Raw genomic sequence first — 16,924 nt, forward strand, 5'->3', positions numbered from 1 at the left:
GCAGGTGGGACGGGTGCGGCGTCTCAGGACCCGGCCAGGAAGGCCCGCAGCAGCGTGTGGGCGATCGCCATCGGAGGCGGCGCCGACAGTCCGTCCGGGTGGGTGCGCTCCAACATCAGCGCCACCGTGGCCCGGTCGAACCAGCGCGCGTCGGCCAGCTCGGACGGATCCGTGACGATGGCCTCGTCTAGCCCTTCGGCGATGCAGCCGATCATCAGGGAGGACGGGAAGGGCCAGGGTTGCGACGCGTGGTAGGATACGGCGCCGACGCGCACCCGGGTCTCTTCGAAGACCTCCCGCGCGACGGCCGCCTCGATGGTCTCGCCGGGCTCGAGGAATCCGGCGAGGCAGGAGTACATCCCCTCCTTGAAGTGGGCGCCGCGCCCGAGCAGGCAGGTGTCGCCGCGCCGCACCAGCATGATCACCACGGGATCCACGCGGGGGAAGTGATGCGCCTCGCAGGTCGGACACTCGCGCCGGAAGCCGCCGGCCCGGATCGCGGTCGCCGAACCGCAATTGGCGCAGAAGCCGTGCCGGGCGTGCCAGTCGAGCAGCGACTTGGCGGTGGCGAGGAGGCCGAGCTCCTCGGGCTCGACCGCGCCTTCCTGAGCGATGCTGCGCAGGTCGAGCGTCCGGAGGCCCGCGGCCTCGATCTCCGCCACCGCGTCGGCGGCGACCGATTGCGCGAAGACGGGCACGCCCTCCAGCGTTCCGAGGAAGACGCGCTGGCGGATCGGAGCGCCGCCTGGCAGCGCTTCCGCCCGCGCGATGAGCGCGCTGCCGTCCCGCAGCACCAGGCGGTCACCCGCCATGACGACCGTCCGGACACCCGGCGCGTCGGGCTCCGGCACGGCGGATTCCGGCTGCTCCGACGAATGGCGCAGGAGGCGGCTCCGGGCGAAGCCGAGGGTCGCGAGGGGATCGGTCATCGAGAGAACCTTGTCGGCGAGGCGCGCGGCGCGCTCAGGCGGCGGCGAACAGGGCGGCAGCCCGCTCGATCAGCTGGGCGCGGGCATGGGGCGGGTAGGGCCTGCGCTCGCCGTGGCCCCAGACCGGACCGGGCCAGGCCGGATCGGAGCGGAACCGCCCGACCACGTGCAGATGGCACTGCGCGACCACGTTGCCGAGCGCGCCGACATTCACCTTGTCGGGCTTGGCCAGCGCCTGCATCACACCGACGCCGAGGCGAACCTCTTCCCACAGGAGGGCGCCGTCCGCAGGGGCGAGGTCTGTCAGCTCGCTGACGCCCGCGCGCCGGGGCACCAGGATCATCCAGGGGAAGCGGGCGTCGTCCATCAGCAGGACGCGGCAGAGCGGGAGGTCCCCGATCTGCACGGCATCGCCGTCGAGGCGGGGATCGAGGGTGAACGCGTCGGTCATGGCCGGAGAGTATAGGGCGGTGCTCACGCCGTGCGCGCCGGGCGCGGCGTGCGCGAACGCACCCGCGGCGCACGGATTGCGTTCGGATCGCCGCGTCGTGCGGCCGGGATCAGAGCGTGGGGGTGACGCCCTGCCGACCGACCACGACGAGATCGGCGTTGCGGCTTCCCGCCGCATCGGTGCGCACGAACACCGTGAGCTCCGCGCCCGGCACGAGCAGACCGCGCTCGCCGGGGCCCATCTGGGTCGTGCGCGTCCCGGCCGGCACCGTGAAGGAGCGGTCGCCCTCCGGGTAGCGCAGGTGGATCCGCCGCGCGTCCTGGCCCTCCACGGCGTCGATCCACCCGGCCGTGAAGGTCGCGCCCGGCGCGGTGTCCCAGGGTTGGGTCCCGGCCTCAAACCCGCGCTCGGAGGGCGAGAAGATCGTCACGAGGCTCGGTCGCGCGGCCTCGGCGCCCGGCTCGGCGACGATGCCGACATAGCTCTCGGGCTTGATGTCGCGCACCACGCTCCGGACCGCGGCGAAGACCCGGGTCTTCGGGTGCATCCGCATGGTCAGCGTGCCGCCCCGGCGCAGGCGGACCGTCAGGAATTCGTCGTCCCGCCGCTCCACCGTTCCGCGGTAGCGCATCGATGGGATCTCGGCCCGCCGCAGCAATTCGGAGGACGGAACGTCCTCGGCGTCCGAGGGCGCCTGCGCCTGGACCGGACCGATGAGCGTCAGGCTGGCGACGAGCAGGAGGTGGGAAAATCGGATCACGGCAGGGCGCTCCGTCGGCCGGCGGAAGGGGGCGTGAGCGGGGCCGGCCGGGAGACCGGCGCGGCCGTCCCGCAACGCATGCCTGCTGCCACGGTTCCGCGCCCCGGCGTCAGTCGGTGCGGTCAGTGCGCCATCAACATCGGCAGGTCGGCATGGGCGAGGAGATGGCTGGTCGGGCCGCCGAAGATCATCTGACGCAGACGGCTCTGGGTATAGGCACCCTTGATCAGGAGGTCGCAGCCATAGGCCTTGGCCTCGGTGATGAAGGTCTCGCCGGGGGTGCGTCGCCCGGCCGGCAGCGCCCGGTGCTCGGCCGCGACGCCCTCGCAGGCGAGCGAGCGGGCCAGATCCTCCGCGCTCGGCCCCGGCACGGTGCCGCCCTCGACGCTGAGGACGAGGATCCGGCTCGCGGCGCGGAGGAGCGGCATCGCGAAGGCGACGGCCCGGGCCGTCTCGGTCGATCCGTTCCAGGCGATCACGATCGCCTCGCCGATCGCGGTCGGCGGCGTCGGCGGCGCCAGCAGGATCGGGCGGCCGCCCTCGAATAGAGCCGTCTCGAAGGTCGCCATGCTGGGGGACCCGTCCGCCGAGCCCGGGCGGCCGACGATGGTCGCGGAGAACAGGCGGGCATACTGGCCGAGGAAACTGTCGCCGGCCGGCACGTCCTGGCGCCAGCGGTAGCGGGGCCCGGCGCCCGCGACGTTCTCCGGCGTGCAGAGCCCGTCTCGGGCGTGGCGCGGGATGCCGGCACCGTCCATGAAGGCGATGAAGCGGCTCCCCGCCTCCTCGGCCTCGGCGCGGTCGGCCTCCTCGTCGCGCAGCCAGGTCATGCCGCCCACCATGTCGACGGGCACGTACTCGGCGAGCGCCGGGCGCAGCGAGACGCCCTCGATCAGGCTGCCGAAGCGCTGGGCCATCAGGCGCGTGGTCTCGAAGACGGAGGGCAGCGTGTCGTGCAGCGCCACGGGTACGAGCAGGGTCTTCATCGCCGGATCCTTCGGACCTCGCCTGCAGAGGCCGTCGCCCGGAGGCTAGTGCGGTTCGGGCCGCCGGGAAACCGCGGGCCCGGGCCCGCGCACACGCTTTTCCGAGGCCGGATCGAGGAGGCGTCGCGCGGCTCTACTCAGCGGACGCTCGAGAGCGCGATGGACGAACAGGGCGAGCGCGACGCTCGCGCCGAGCATCAGGGCCGCCGCGACCCAGGCGCCGGGGGCGAGCCCGAGCCGGCCGAGCCCGATGCGCACGGCGCGCAGGGCGAAGGGGTGAACGAGGTAGAGCGCGTAGGAGGCGTCGCCGAGGCGGCTCAGGAAGCCCGGGGCGGACCGGGGCGCCCGAGGCTCGCACAAGGCGGCCGCCGCGACCAGGCCGGCGGCCGGCAGCCCGAGCAGGAGCGGACGCGCGAAGCCCGCGACCTCGCCGGCGCCGGGTAGGAGGAGCCCGACAGTCCCGAGCGCCGCGAGGCCGAGGCGGGCTCTGCCGGAGAGCCGCAATCCCGCGCCCCGGGCGAGCCCGAGCCCGGCACCGAGCAGGAACTCGAGGACGATCGGGTTCGACCAGAACACGAGCGGCGCGGCCTCGAAGCGCAGGAGCGCGCCCGCGCTCACGAGGCCGCCCAGAACGGTCCCGGTCCACAGCACCGCCGCGCGCCGTCCCGCCCTCAGCCCGAGCGCGAAGACGACGTAGAACAGCATCTCGTAGTTCAGTGTCCAGCCGAGGCCGTAGACCGGCTGCAGGCTGCCGTTGGGGCGCATGGCCGGAAGGAACAGGATCGAGGCCGCGAGGGCGCCGGGGCTCGCCGCGGCGGCGCCTCCGAGGCTGTCCGGGCTCGCCAGCAGGACGCCGAGGAAGAGCAACGTGACCGCCCAGTAGAGCGGGGCCACCCGCGCCAGCCGATGCGCGAGGAAGCGCCGCGGGCCACCGGGCCCTGCGTAGCGGGGTCCCGAGGCGTGGACGATGATGAAGCCCGAGATCACGAAGAAGATGTCGACCCCCGCCCACCACGGCAGCGCGGGGATCGCGTCCGCGGCGAGCCCGAGGGCGCCGAGTTCGTGCCGGATGTGGTGCACGACGACCATCGCGGCCGCTACCGCCCGCAGGTCCTGGATCCGGTCGAGCCTCAAGTCCCGGACCCCTGCGCGCCCACCGGCGCGCGTTTCACGGACAGGGCTCCCGGGCCGGAAATCCCATCCCTCGGACATGAAAATGCTCCGCGGTCCCGAGGAACAAACGTCCAATCCTCCCGTTCATGGCGAGAAGCGAGATCACCGTTCGGGGTGGTCCGAGACCTCGCGAACCGACGTGTTGCTGAGGTCTGCACGCTCATTTTTCGTATTCGAGGATTGCAATGCTCAAGACATACGCCGCACTGTCCGCGCTCGTCGTCGCCGCGTCCACGCCCGCGATGGCCCAGGGCATGATGGACTACCGCCTCCAGGCGATGCAGGCCAACGCCTTCGAGATCCAGTCGAGCCAGATCGCGCTCAGCAAGTCGCGCAACCCGCAGATCCGCAGCTTCGCCCGCGAGGCGATCCGCGATCACCGCTCGGCCAACGTCGCCCTGGCGGGTGGCGCCGGCAGCTACGCCGCCGCCCAGGGCGGCGCGCTCGACGGCCCGGGTGCCCTGATCACCGCCCCGCTCGCGGTCGCGGGCGGTGCGGTCGGCGCCGCCACGGGTGCGGCGACCGGCATCGTCGGCGGCACGCTGAGTGGCGGCCCGGTCGGCGGCCTCGAGGGCGCCGGAGCCGGTGCGGCGCGCGGCGCGGCCGTCGGCAGCCGCCTCGGCGGCGGCGACGTCGATGCGACCGCCAGCACCATCGTGCAGCCGAGCCCCGAGCAGCAGGCCATGCTGGCCGAGCTGTCCGCGACCCCGCCCGGCGCCCGCTTCGACCGCCTCTACGTGAGCCAGCAGCTGCGGGCCCACCAGATGACGATCGGCATGACGCAGGCCTACGTCGCTTCCGGGCCGAACCCGGCCCTGCGCACCTACGCGCAGCAGGCGCTCCCGGTCTACGAGCACCATTTCCAGGAGGCGCAGCGCCTTCCGGGCGCCGGCCGCATGTGATCCGGACGCCCGGCCGTCCGGCCGGGCGCTCACAGACGGAGAGGGCGGCGGATCGCAGGATCCGCCGCCCTTCCCATGTCCGGCGGCCCGATCAGTCGCAGGTCATCATCGCGGCGGGTCGAACCGGCCGGCCCTCGCGGTCGATGGCGGGAACGAAATCGCCGGTCGCCGGGTCGCGGATCAGCAGGTTGCCGGTGGCGACGCCGAAATGCGCCCCGTGGAGCTGGAGCTTGCCCGCAGCCACCCGCTCGGCCAGGAACGGGAACGTCATCAGGTTCTCGATGCTCTGGCTCACCATCGCGTGCTCGAGCCGCGTCAGGTAGTCCGGCGCCGACGAATCGCCGGCCTTCGCCTCGGCCGGGGCCACCAGCGAGACCCACTTTCCGATGAAGTTGCCCGGCGAGAGCGGCTTGGCCTTGTTGGCGTAGGCCTTGATGCCGCCGCAGGTGGCATGGCCCAACACCACGATGTGCTTCACCTCCAGCGACTGCACGGCGAACTCGATCGCCGCCGAGGTGCCGTGGTAATCGCCGCCGGTCTCGTAGACCGGCACGATGTTGGCGACGTTGCGGATCACGAACAGCTCGCCGGGGCCGACATCGAAGATGGCCTCGGGCGCGACGCGGCTGTCGCAGCAGCTGATCACCAGGACGTCCGGATCCTGACTGGTGGCGAGTTGCTTGAAGCGCCGGCTCTCATGCGGGAACCGGGTATCGAGAAACGATCGGTACCCTTCGGTCAGGGCTTCGGGAAACATGCGCTCTCCTGCGATGGCGTGATGAAGCCGCGCGACGCGACAGCGGCCGGCTGGTCCTGCCGACTCAGGCGTCCCGCCATGACAGAACGACGGGTTCGTCAGGGATAATCCCTCGGGCGAGGCGCGCTGCCAAGTCCGCAAGTCCCGCCGGCTCGATGTGTTCCGCGCTGGCGCCGAGGTCCGCGAGGGGCCACCAGCGCGTGCCGACCACGGGATTGTCCTCGGTCTCGGCCAAGCGGCTGGTATCGACCCGATCGTCGGGGAGACGGACGAGGAAGTAGCGCTCGCGCGCATCCCGCGACTTGTTGAACAGGTGGAACGGCCCGTCGCAGGTCGCGACCTGCGGCCCGATCTCGGTCTCGCGCCCGATCTCCTCGACGAGCTCGCGGTGGCAGGCCTCGACATGGCTCTCGCCGGGCTCCAGGCCGCCGCCCGGCATGAACCAGAACGTCTTCGCCCGTCCGTCCGGACCGACCGCGTGCACGGAGCGGTACTCGATCAGCAGGAGCCGGTCCTGCGGGTCGAAGACCAGGGCGCGGGCGATGTGGCGGATCGTGAGGGTGTCGCTCATGGACGCTGGTTAGCAGGATTCGGCCCGAGCCTCACCCTCGCGGCGTATCCCCGGCGCCCAGATCACGACAGGCAGCCCGTGCGCGTCCCGCTCGAACGGGTCGGGCAGGGGGCGGGCACGGCCGTCCAGGATGTCGCGGGCGACGACGAGGCCCGCCATCGCGTCGAGGAGGTCGTCCGCGCCCACGCCGCGCGGGCGGGAGACGCCGAGGAGGCCGGCGGGCAGGCCGGCCTCGGCCAGGAGCGCGCGCCGCGCCGCGAGCCCCTCCGCCCGCCGCGGCCCCTTCTTGCCCGCCGCGACCGGCCGGCCGCCGTTCAGGCAGCGGAAGGCGATCTCGGGGTGGACCTCGTGGAGGCGGGCTCGCAAGTCCGGCCGTGCGCGCAGCAATCCGTCGACCTCGCGGATGTAGCGGCCGATGTTCCAGCACTGGATGGAGGGTGCGAAGGGCGGCGCGCTGTCCCGCCGGGACAGGGCCTTGGCGGTCTCGTAATCGGGAGCGTAGAGCGCCGCGCGCGGCGGCACCGGGAAGACGCTCGCCCGGCCCTCACGCCCGAGAAGAGCCCGCGCCGCGCGGTCGGCGGACCGGCCGCCGCCCTCCGAGCGGTCCGGCAGCCCGATCGGCACGTCGATGCCGACGCGCAGCGGCGCCTCGGGCGCGTCGAGCAGCGCCGCGACGCTGCCGAACAGCCCGACGCGGTACCGGGTCGGGTCGTCGAGATCGAGCAGCACGCCGGCCCAGGCGCCACGGCAGCCGTCGAGTCCCCCGATCCAGCGCGCCACGCCGCCTCCCGTTCCTGCGCGTGCTCACGCCCGTGCCCACGCTTGTGCCCGCCCGGCCGGAGCGGTATCGCCGGCCCCAGCCTGCCACCGGGCACGGGGAGCCGCCATGACCGAGATCCGCCCGCGCCGCAGCGTGCTGTCGATGCCCGGCTCCAACCCCCGCGCCCTCGAGAAGGCGCGCGGGCTGCCCTGCGACGTGGTGATGATCGACCTTGAGGACGCGGTCGCGCCGGAGGTCAAGGCCGAGGCCCGCTCCGCCGTCGCCGCCGCGGTGGCCGCCCGCGGATTCGGCCGGCGCGAGGTCGTAGTCCGGATCAACCCCCTCGACGGCGATCACGGCGAGGACGATCTCGCCGCCCTGGCCGCAGCCGGGCCCGACGCCATCCTGGTGCCGAAGGTGACGGGCGCCGACGCCCTCGTCGCCGTCGGCTCGCGCCTGCGCCGCTTGCGGGCGCCCGCGGGGCTGCGGATCTGGGCGATGATCGAGAGCCCGCTGGCGATCCTCAACCTCGCCGACATCGCGAGCGCGGCCCGCGACGTCGAGGTACGCCTCGCCTGCCTCGTCGTGGGCCCCAACGACCTCGCGAAGGCGGGTCGTCTCCGCCCCGGCCCGGGCCGGGCGCCACTGCTGCCCTGGCTGATGGGCGCGGTGGCCGCAGCCCGCGCCTACGAGATCGACGTGATCGACGGCATCTACAACGCCTTCGACGACGCGGACGGATTCGCGGCCGAGTGCGCGCAGGGTCGCGCCTGCGGGTTTGACGGCAAGATGCTGATCCATCCGAGCCAGATCGGGCCGGCCAATGCCGCCTTCGGTCCCACGCCCGAGGAGATCGGCGAGGCCGAGGCGCTGATCGCGGCCTTCGCCGAGCCGGGGAACCGCGGTCGCGGAGCCATCGCGTTCCGGGGCCGCATGGTCGAGCGGCTGCATGCCGAGGAGGCAAGGCGGCTCCTCGCGCTCGCCGAGGGCGTGGCGCGGATCCACGCATGAGCGGTGCGCCCGAGATCGCGATCCGGCTGCTCGATCCGCGCTTGGCGGCCTGGGGGTTCCCGCGCTGGGGCTCGGCGGGATCGGCCGGGCTCGACCTGTACGCCTGCCTTGACGCGCCGCTCCTGCTCGAGGCGCAGGCGCCCCCCGCGCTGATCCCTGCGGGCTTCTCCGTCCTGATCCGCGATCCGGACTGGTGCGGGCTGGTGCTGCCCCGCTCCGGCCGCGGCCACCGCGAGGGGCTGGTGATGGGCAACGGGACGGGCGTGATCGACGCCGATTACGAGGGCCCGCTCCTGATCTCGGCCTGGAACCGCAACCCGTCGCCGGCGCCGCCGATCCGCATCGAGCCCGGGGAGCGCATCGCCCAGATCGTGTTCACCCGGATCCTGCGCCCGCGCCTCACGATCCTGGACGCCGCCCCGCCGAGCACGGGCCGCGGCGCGGGCGGCTTCGGCTCGACCGGCCGCTGAGACGCCTCACTCCGCCGCGCGCCGCAACGCATCCGCCTCCCCGGGCATCCCGAAACGGCCGATGCAGGCCTCGAGGCGCAGCGCCGCGTTGATCAGCGCCATATGCGAGAAGCCCTGGGGCGTGTTGCCCCGCTGCTCGCCGCTCTCGGCATCGATCTCCTCGGCGAAGAGACCGACGTCGTTGCCGCGCGCGACGAGGCGCTCGAACGCCGCCGTCGCCTCCTGGGTCCGCCCGGCCAGCGCGAGGCAGCCAACCCGCCAGAAGGCGCAGGGCGTGAAGGTGCCCTCGTCTCCCTCCAGCCCGTCCTCCATGCGGTAGCGGTAGATCAGGTCGCCGACGCCGAGTTCGTCCTCGATCGCGGCGAGGGTCGAGAGCGTGCGCGGATCCTGCGGGTCGAGCGCGCCGAACAGGACGACGCGCAGCACGGCCGCATCCAGATGGGTCGAACCGTAGGCGCCTACGAAGGCGCGCTTCTCCGGATTCCAGCACCGGTCGAGATACTCGGCGCGGATCTCCTCGGCGGCCCGTTCCCAGGCCGCGATCTTGTCAGCCGGCACGCCCGCGATGTTGCGGCCGATGCGGGCGGCGTCGCGCAGCGCCACCCAGATCATCGCCTTGGTGTGAAGCTGCTGGCGCGGGCCTGTGCGCAGCTCCCAGATGCCGTGATCGGCCTTGTCGCGGCTCTCAAGCGCCCGGCGCGTGAGATTGTCGAGCACCTCCGGCAAGCGGTCGTTGACCTTCTCGGGCGGATCGTAATCCACCGCCTCCAGGAAGACGCAGAGCGCCCGGATCAGCTCGCCGTAGATGTCGTTCTGATCCTGGTGCTCGGCGGCGTTGCCGATCAGAACCGGCCCGACGCCGCGCCATCCCGAGAGGTGGGTGAGCGGCTCCTCCGGCGGCATCGCCCCGGCGATACCGTAGAGGAGCTTCGTGCTGCGGCCGAAGCTGCCGTCCGCCTCGCGCAGGAAGCGCAGGAATTCGGCGGCCTCGCGCACGTAGCCGAGCATCACGAAGGCGGTGACCGTGAAGGCGGCGTCCCGCATCCAGGTGAAGCGGTAATCGTAGTTGCGGTTGCCCGGCAGCGCCTCGGGCAGCCCTGCCGTCGCCGCGGCGATGATCGCGCCGGTCGGCGAGTAGGTCAGCAGCTTGAGGCACAATGCCGAGCGCAGCACCGCGTCGCGGTAGGGGCCGTCATAGCTGCAGCGCGCGCTCCAGCGCCGCCAATACCCGATCGTGGCGTCGGCGCGGAGCTGCGCCCCCGCGAAATCCTCGATGCCCGCGGCGGCGTCGTCCTCGCCATGGGTGAGCACCAGATAGGTCGTCGCGTCAGTGCCGAGATCGAAGCGGGTCACCGCCGCGTCGCCCTCGACCCGGGGACGCTCCCCCGCGCTCACGCGGACGCGCTGCTCGCCCGCCTCGAACAGCACCCAGTGCGCCTCCTCGATCGGGGTGCAGGGACAGCGGGCGTAATCGAAGGTCGGCCGGACGCGGAACGCGCCCGTCACCCGCCCGCTCACGCAGGTGAGGAGCCGCAGCAGGCGGCTCTCGGTCTCGCCGTCCGGTCCTTCGTCCGATTGCGTCGTCGGCGGGTTCACGGGCATGAGGTCGATCAGCACCGCCCGCCCGGTCGCCGTCTCGAAGGTCGTCTCCAGGACGTTGGTCTCGGGCAGGTAGCGGCGCGACGTGCCCTCCAGCCCGTCGAAGTCGACGCTGCAGGAGCCCCCTTTCACGTCGTCCAGGATCTTGAGGAACAGGGCGGGCGAATCGTGGCGGGGCCAGCACAGCCAGTCGATGGAGCCGTCGCCCGCGACCAGGGCGCTGGAATGCGTGTCGCCGATGAGGGCGTAATCGCTGATGGGCTTCGACACGGCTCGGACAGGTCCTGGATTGCCTTCGGGAACTAACGCCGCCGCGCGACCGGCGAGCCCAGCTTGACGATATGCCACAGGCGCGCGAGCGGCCCTCCGTTCCGACCCGGTCCGTGCGCGGCCCGGCGGCCGCTGCGCCCGGCAAGCTGCGCGAAGACGATCCCCATGAGGGCGACCGGTCCGAACACCGCCAGCAGCGCCGACCCGACGCCGGCCGTGCCGAAGATCCGGTCGTTGAGGAGCCCGACCGCCACCGGGCCGATGCCGGCGGCGACCAGGGCGACCACGGCGATGAAGAGCCCGGTGACCCGGCCGCGCAGCGCGACGGGCGTGAGGAGCTGGATGCCGCCGAGCGCCGCAGGGCTCGCGCTGCCCAGGGCGACGATCAGGATCGTGAAGCCGGCGAGCGAGACCGGCAGGTTGGGAGCAAGGCTCATCGTCGCGCTGGCCGGCAGCACGACGCAGAGCGCACCCAGGAGCATGTCCGAACCCGGGACCGATCGGCCGCGGCGGCGTAGCCGGTCGAGGACGTATCCGCCGGCCAAGTGTCCGAGCGGCGCCGCGACGAGCACGAGCGAGCCGAGGATGATCCCGCTCTCGGAAGGCACCAGCCCGAAGGCGCGGATGTAGAAGGTGGGAGCCCAGGCGATCAGGCTCTGGACGATGAGCATCGCGGCGATCGCGGCACCGGTATGCGGGAGGTAGCGACTCCTGCGGCGAATGATCCAGGCGAGCGCCGGCCGCAGCCGCGACCGGGTGCGGGCTGCCGGCTCGATGACCAGGGCCGCGAGCGGCAGGAGGACCAGACAGGGCAGGCCGAGCAGCAGGAAGAGGTGCTGCCAATGCGTCAACGGCATCCCGCCCGACGCCGCGCGGCTCGAGATCAGCGCGAGCAGCGCCCCGCCGCCCAGGAAGGCGAGGCTGCGGCCGACGCTGCCCGCGGCCGTGAAGGCCGCGACGCCGAGACCGAGATGTGGGCGGGGCAGCCGATAGGTCAGCAGGGCGATCGCCGCCGGCGCGATACAGGCCTGGCCCAGGCCCTGCGCGAGCCGGCATCCCACCAGCTCGGCGAAGCTCCCCGCAAGCCCGAAGCTCGCCGTGGCGATCGCCGACGCGCCGATTCCGGTCATCAGGACGACGCGCCGATAGCCCCGGTCGCAGAGCATCCCGGCGATCGGCAGCGCCGCCGCATGAAGCAGAACGAAGGCCGAGCCCTGGAGCAGGCCGAGTTGCGCATCGGTGAGGTCGTAGCTGTGCTTCAGCGGCTGGGCGACGAGGGAGACCAGGGTCCTGTCGATGAAAACCGAGACGTGGGTCGTGGCGAGCAGCAGAACCAGGGGCCAGCCGGAGAGACCGTCCCGGTCAGTAGAGCTCATGGTTCCACTCGGCCAAGGTCGAGGCCGGGTTGTCCGACGCGGATCCGGAGAGGCGGCACCGGCGCATCTCCTCGCGGTACTGGCCGGGCGGTGCTCCGAAGGCTGCCCGGAAGCTGCGGCTGCAATGGCTCTCGCTGGTGAAACCGTGCGCGTAGGCGAGCCCCGAGACCGAGCGCGCCTCGCCGGCACGCCGCAGCGCCGCCCGCATGCGCTCGAGGCGCCGCCGTTGAAGGTAGTGGCCGAGGCCGCCATCGTCGGTGAAGAGCCGGTAGAGCACGGTCCGCGAGAGGCCGGTGCCCTCGGCGACGACGCGTGCGTCGAGCTTGGCATCGGGGAGATGCGCCTCGATGAACGCCTCCGCGCGCTCGCGCCTGACCTGCATCAGCGCATCCTCGACGCCTGCCTGGGCGAGCATGCGCCGATGCCCGATCCCGCCCGCCAGCAGCGCCGCGACGGCGCGCGCCGCCCCGTCGTACGACGCGACGGGCATCGTCGGCGCGCGTCGGCACAGCGAGCGCAGGAAATCCGCCAGCAATCCGCCGGTCTCGGCGGACACCACCGAGCCGTGCAGCGGCTTCAGGGCGGGAATCGCGGACTCGATCTGGTCGCGCGCCACCGAGAGCGAGATCGTGTGCGCATCGACCATCCGGGTCCGGTGCGTCTGCGCAGTGTCGAGGAGCAGGATCTCTCCGGGGCCGACGCGATGCTCCGAGCCCGCGGGTCCTCCGAAAAGGTCTCCGGACAGGACAAGATGGATCGCGAGATGATCGAAGCCGTCCCGTCTGACCCTGTCAGGTCCGCGGGTATGGATCACGCCATCGAGGCGGCGCTCGGACAGCAGCATCCGGGGAAAGCGATGGATGCGGACATGGGCGCGGAACGGCTCGTCCGTTCGTGCCACGTCCGCGGCCGCAGCGTAGAGGTCGTGGTATCCCCCGAAGCCAGCGGGCTCGTCCGCCGCCTCCGGCGTCGTGCCGAAGCTCAGGATCGGGACCGTCGGCCGGGTCGCGCCGCCCAGGATCGTTGATGCAGAGGACATGGCTACCACGACGCACGTGCAGGGGGCTTGCTCGAACCGCGCCCGAAATCAATCGGCAGCCGGTGGTAGAGCGATTTCGGAGGGCCGGCTATTCACGTGTCCGCAACCACTGGCGTGAGGTCCACCCTATTGGCGGCTATCTCCGCAGTCGGTCACAGCATGGCGTGACTGCTGGATCGCCGATCCCGTGCACGAACTCCGTGCGCGGCGGCACAGGCGGCGCACATTCCTATCGTTCGTGACCGGCTGAGGGCGGGCCCCTCGCGCGGGCCTTTTCGCGACCCGCGCCACGCCTGTCTCGACGAGCCTGCCCAGGCCTAGACGGCGTCCCCGTCGGCGCGACGCAGTCTCTAGCCGCGGCGGCGGCCTCCGCCGCCCTTGTATTTCGGCTTCTGGCCGCCGAGTCCCTGCGTCGAGCGAGGCTTCGGCCGCTCCTGCCAGACCGGCGGAGCCGAGCCGACCGGCATCTCGCGGTCGGTGCCCGGGCCCATGTCGTCGAGGTCGGGCTTCGAGATCCGGCTGCCGCCGGCCGTCCGCGGCGCCTTGCGGCCGAACTTGCCGGCCTCGCGCTCCACGTCGCCCTGGCGCGCCATCGGATCGTCGGAGACGAGGAGTTCCGTCGCCTGGAGACGCTTCAGCTCGTCGCGCAGGCGCGCAGCCTCCTCGAAATCCAGATCGGCGGCGGCCGTGCGCATGCGCTTCTCGAGATCCGCCATCACGGCCTTGAGGTTGTGGCCGACCGTGATCGCATCCCTGGCAAGTCCCGTATCCACCTGCACGTGGTCGCGCTCGAACACGCTGCTGAGGATGTCGGCGATCCCGCGCTTCACGCTCTGCGGCGTGATGCCGTGCTGGGCGTTGTAGGCGAGCTGCTTCTGGCGCCGCCGCTCCGTCTCCGCCATCGCCCGCTCCATCGAGCCGGTGATCTGGTCGGCGTAGAGGATGCAGCGGGCATCGGCGTTGCGGGCGGCGCGCCCGATCGTCTGCACCAGCGAGGTCTCGGAGCGCAGGAAGCCCTCCTTGTCGGCGTCGAGGATGGCCACGAGCGCGCATTCCGGGATGTCGAGGCCCTCGCGCAGCAGATTGATGCCGATCAGCACGTCGAAGGCGCCGAGCCGGAGGTCGCGGATGATCTCGATCCGCTCCAGCGTGTCGATGTCGGAGTGCATGTAGCGCACCCGCACCCCGTTCTCGTGCAGGTACTCGGTGAGATCCTCGGCCATCCGCTTCGTGAGGGTGGTGACCAGGGTGCGGTAGCCGGCCTGGGACACCTCCCGGACCTCGCCCAGGAGGTCGTCCACCTGCGAGCGAGCCGGACGCACCTCGATCACCGGATCGACGAGGCCGGTCGGGCGGATCACCTGCTCCGCGAAGACGCCGCCGGTCTGCTCCATCTCCCACTTGCCGGGCGTGGCCGAGACATGGACCGTCTGGGGCCGCATCGCCTCCCACTCCTCGAAGCGGAGCGGGCGGTTGTCGAGGCACGAGGGCAGCCGGAAGCCGTACTCGGCGAGCGTCGCCTTCCGGCGGAAGTCGCCCCGGTACATGCCGCCGATCTGCGGCACGGTGACGTGGCTCTCGTCGGTGAAGACGAGGGCGTTGTCGGGCAGATACTCGAACAGGGTGGGCGGCGGCTCGCCGGGCTTGCGGCCGGTGAGGTAGCGCGAATAGTTCTCGATGCCGTTGCAGGCGCCGGTCGCCTCGATCATCTCGATGTCGAAGGTGCAGCGCTGGTCGATGCGCTGGGCCTCGATCAGCCGGCCCATCTTGGTGAGTTCCTCGATACGGGCGTTCAGCTCGGCCTTGATGCCCCGGATCGCCTGCTGCAGCGTCGGGCGCGGCGTGACGTAGTGCGAGTTCGCGTAGACCTTCACGAACTTCAGCTCGCTGATGGTCTTGCCGGTGAGCGGGTCGAACTCGACGATGCTCTCGATCTCGTCCCCGAACAGGCCGAGGCGCCAGCCGCGATCCTCCAAGTGGGCCGGCCAAAGCTCGATCGTGTCGCCGCGGACCCGGAAGGTGCCGCGGGCGAAGTCGGACTGGATGCGCTTGTACTGCAGCGCCACGAGGTCGGCGATGAGCTGACGCTGCTCGATGCGCTCCCCGAGCGTCACCGTGAACGACATCGCCGTGTAGGTCTCGACCGAGCCGATACCGTAGATGCACGAGACCGAGGCGACGATGATCACGTCGTCGCGCTCCAGGAGGGCGCGGGTGGCCGAGTGGCGCATGCGGTCGATCTGCTCGTTGATCGAGCTCTCCTTCTCGATGAAGGTGTCCGAGCGCGGCACGTAGGCCTCGGGCTGATAGTAGTCGTAGTAGGAGACGAAGTATTCCACCGCGTTATCGGGAAAGAATCCCTTGAACTCACCGTAGAGCTGTGCGGCGAGCGTCTTGTTCGGGGCGAGGATCAGGGCCGGGCGCTGGGTCTCCTCGATGATCTTGGCCATGGTGAAGGTCTTGCCCGACCCGGTGACGCCGAGCAGGACCTGATCGCGCTCGTGCGCCTGCACGCCCCGCACCAACTCGGCGATGGCGGTGGGCTGGTCGCCCGCGGGCGTGAACTCGGATTTCAGCGTGAAGCGGACGCCGCCCTCGGACTTCTGCGGACGCTCGGGCCGGTGCGGCACCCAGGTCTGGCCGTCCTTGAACAGCGGGTTGCCCTCGGTCAGGAGGCGCTCCAGGGCCGTCACCGTGGCGGAGGCGCCGCCCGGGTCCAGCGGATCGGTGTCGGGCGCGCCCTCGGGCGCCGGCCCATCCTCGGGCGGCGTCAGGCCGAGCGATTGGGCGAGGCGCGGATCGATCGGGGCTTCGACGGCTCCCGTGAGCCCGGCCTGCGGCGCCTCGCCGAACCCACGCGGCGCGGCCTTGCGCCCGCGTTTTGCCGGAGCCGGCCGCTCCGGTTCCGGCAAGCGGTTCCGGTTGAGCGCCGGGCTGAGCAGATCGGCCAGGAAGGGGTCGAGGGGCTGGAGTTCGGGCTTGTCGGCCTTCTGCTGGCCTTTTGCCGTCTCGCGCCGGGACTTACGGGGTGTCGCCATGATCCGAATATGGTCCCTGGACGCCCGCAGCGGAAGGCCGCCCGCCCGCTTCCGCGGCGCGTTCCGCGCCGGCGGGCGGCCCGTCGAGGACGAGCCGGCCCGACGCGGTCAGGTAGGGCCGGAACAGGCTGGTGACCTGGGCCGCGCCCCAATCCACGTGCTCGCGCCGGACCTCCTCGATTCCGCGGCGCGAGCGCAGGTAGTCGAGCCAGTAGGTCGAGCAGATCCAGGCGTTGACCACCAGCGCGTCGACCGCCTCCGGGGCGATCTCGACCAGCCCGGCCGCCCGCATCCCCTCGATGGCGAGGCGGGTCTCGGCATGGCCCTCGTCGCTGAGGCGCTTCAGGCGCGGGCGCAGGCTCGGCGCCAGGCGGAACACCACCGCGCCGTCCCGGTAGAAGAACCGCCACGCCCACATCACCCGGAACCAGCCGAACAGGTAGCCGCGGTAGCCGCCCGGATCCGCCCCGCAGGCGCGATGGGCGAGAGCCGCGTCCCGCAACCCGGCCTCGAACAGGCCGAACAGCGCCTCCAGGATCTGCTCCTTGCGCTGGAAATGGTAATGCAGGTTGCCCTCGTTGATGGCGACCGCGGCGGCGATCTCCGCCGTCGTGACGGCGGCGGGCCCGCGCTCGTTGAAGAGGTCGCGGCAGGCGTCGAGGATCCGCGCCCGGGTCTTGCCGCCGGGCGGCTTGCGTCTGCGGCCGGCGGGTCCCGCCGCTCCGGTCTCCGCGTCCGGCTGCGCGTCCATGCCTCGTCGACCCTGCTCGAGCCTGCCGCCGCCGAAGGCCGGCGCCCTGTACGGTGTGCCGAGAGCGGCGCACCGCCGCAA

Annotated in this window: 16 protein-coding genes; 3 read left to right on the top strand and 13 right to left on the bottom strand. The window is 72.2% G+C overall.

Annotated features, from left to right (window positions below; translation table 11 throughout):
* Window positions 1-23: 23 nt before the first annotated feature.
* From nudC to ACS5RC_RS03525, 5 genes are all read right to left on the bottom strand, one after another.
* The gene (gene nudC / locus ACS5RC_RS03505; RefSeq protein ID WP_478342415.1) at window positions 24-929 is read right to left on the bottom strand and encodes an NAD(+) diphosphatase; all 906 of its coding nucleotides are present in this window, start codon (window positions 927-929) and stop codon (window positions 24-26) included.
* A gap of 34 nt (window positions 930-963) precedes the next feature.
* Window positions 964-1,380, bottom strand: a complete 417-nt coding sequence (locus ACS5RC_RS03510; protein WP_478342660.1) for an HIT domain-containing protein — start codon at window positions 1,378-1,380, stop codon at window positions 964-966.
* A 109-nt stretch (window positions 1,381-1,489) separates the two neighbouring features.
* Window positions 1,490-2,140 carry a hypothetical protein gene (locus ACS5RC_RS03515; RefSeq protein WP_478342416.1) on the bottom strand — a complete coding sequence of 217 codons (651 nt, stop codon included), beginning with the start codon at window positions 2,138-2,140 and terminating at the stop codon, window positions 1,490-1,492.
* Between the two features lie 122 nt (window positions 2,141-2,262).
* A complete protein-coding gene (locus ACS5RC_RS03520; RefSeq protein WP_478342417.1) occupies window positions 2,263-3,126 on the bottom strand; it encodes a universal stress protein in 864 nt (287 codons plus the stop codon).
* A 45-nt stretch (window positions 3,127-3,171) separates the two neighbouring features.
* Window positions 3,172-4,260 carry an acyltransferase family protein gene (locus ACS5RC_RS03525; protein ID WP_478342418.1) on the bottom strand — a complete coding sequence of 363 codons (1,089 nt, stop codon included), beginning with the start codon at window positions 4,258-4,260 and terminating at the stop codon, window positions 3,172-3,174.
* A 224-nt stretch (window positions 4,261-4,484) separates the two neighbouring features.
* On the opposite strand from ACS5RC_RS03525, the gene ACS5RC_RS03530 reads away from it, so the two are divergent.
* Window positions 4,485-5,201 (top strand): DUF4142 domain-containing protein, encoded by a 717-nt coding sequence (locus ACS5RC_RS03530; protein ID WP_478342419.1) that lies wholly within the window; start codon window positions 4,485-4,487, stop codon window positions 5,199-5,201.
* 91 nt (window positions 5,202-5,292) lie between these two features.
* On the opposite strand, the gene ACS5RC_RS03535 is transcribed toward ACS5RC_RS03530, so the two are convergent.
* The 3 genes from ACS5RC_RS03535 to ACS5RC_RS03545 form a co-directional block, all read right to left on the bottom strand.
* The gene (locus tag ACS5RC_RS03535) at window positions 5,293-5,958 is read right to left on the bottom strand and encodes a carbonic anhydrase (protein WP_478342420.1); all 666 of its coding nucleotides are present in this window, start codon (window positions 5,956-5,958) and stop codon (window positions 5,293-5,295) included.
* 64 nt (window positions 5,959-6,022) lie between these two features.
* Window positions 6,023-6,529 (bottom strand): NUDIX hydrolase, encoded by a 507-nt coding sequence (locus ACS5RC_RS03540; protein WP_478342421.1) that lies wholly within the window; start codon window positions 6,527-6,529, stop codon window positions 6,023-6,025.
* 9 nt (window positions 6,530-6,538) lie between these two features.
* Window positions 6,539-7,309 (bottom strand): DUF429 domain-containing protein, encoded by a 771-nt coding sequence (locus ACS5RC_RS03545; RefSeq protein WP_478342422.1) that lies wholly within the window; start codon window positions 7,307-7,309, stop codon window positions 6,539-6,541.
* A gap of 106 nt (window positions 7,310-7,415) precedes the next feature.
* On the opposite strand from ACS5RC_RS03545, the gene ACS5RC_RS03550 reads away from it, so the two are divergent.
* Both ACS5RC_RS03550 and dut read left to right on the top strand, forming a co-directional pair.
* Entirely contained in the window at window positions 7,416-8,300 is an 885-nt protein-coding gene (locus ACS5RC_RS03550) for an HpcH/HpaI aldolase/citrate lyase family protein (protein WP_478342423.1), read from the top strand.
* Window positions 8,297-8,770, top strand: coding sequence for a dUTP diphosphatase (gene dut, locus ACS5RC_RS03555; RefSeq protein ID WP_478342424.1), 474 nt, complete (start codon window positions 8,297-8,299; stop codon window positions 8,768-8,770). Before ACS5RC_RS03550 ends, dut begins: the two co-directional genes overlap by 4 nt.
* 6 nt (window positions 8,771-8,776) lie before the next feature.
* On the opposite strand, the gene ACS5RC_RS03560 is transcribed toward dut, so the two are convergent.
* The 5 genes from ACS5RC_RS03560 to ACS5RC_RS03580 all read right to left on the bottom strand — a co-directional run bounded on the left by ACS5RC_RS03560 (window position 8,777) and on the right by ACS5RC_RS03580 (window position 16,843).
* Entirely contained in the window at window positions 8,777-10,639 is a 1,863-nt protein-coding gene (locus ACS5RC_RS03560; RefSeq protein ID WP_478342425.1) for a glycoside hydrolase family 15 protein, read from the bottom strand.
* Between the two features lie 32 nt (window positions 10,640-10,671).
* Entirely contained in the window at window positions 10,672-12,015 is a 1,344-nt protein-coding gene (locus ACS5RC_RS03565; protein ID WP_478342426.1) for an MFS transporter, read from the bottom strand.
* Window positions 12,002-13,054 carry a helix-turn-helix domain-containing protein gene (locus tag ACS5RC_RS03570; protein ID WP_478342427.1) on the bottom strand — a complete coding sequence of 351 codons (1,053 nt, stop codon included), beginning with the start codon at window positions 13,052-13,054 and terminating at the stop codon, window positions 12,002-12,004. Before ACS5RC_RS03570 ends, ACS5RC_RS03565 begins: the two co-directional genes overlap by 14 nt.
* Before the next feature lie 350 nt (window positions 13,055-13,404).
* Window positions 13,405-16,092, bottom strand: a complete 2,688-nt coding sequence (gene uvrB / locus ACS5RC_RS03575) for an excinuclease ABC subunit UvrB (RefSeq protein WP_478342428.1) — start codon at window positions 16,090-16,092, stop codon at window positions 13,405-13,407.
* Window positions 16,076-16,843, bottom strand: coding sequence for a TetR/AcrR family transcriptional regulator (locus ACS5RC_RS03580; RefSeq protein WP_478342429.1), 768 nt, complete (start codon window positions 16,841-16,843; stop codon window positions 16,076-16,078). The genes uvrB and ACS5RC_RS03580 overlap by 17 nt, the downstream gene beginning before the upstream one ends.
* Between the last annotated feature and the right edge of the window lie 81 nt (window positions 16,844-16,924).

This window comes from Methylobacterium sp. HJ2, assembly GCF_056431005.1.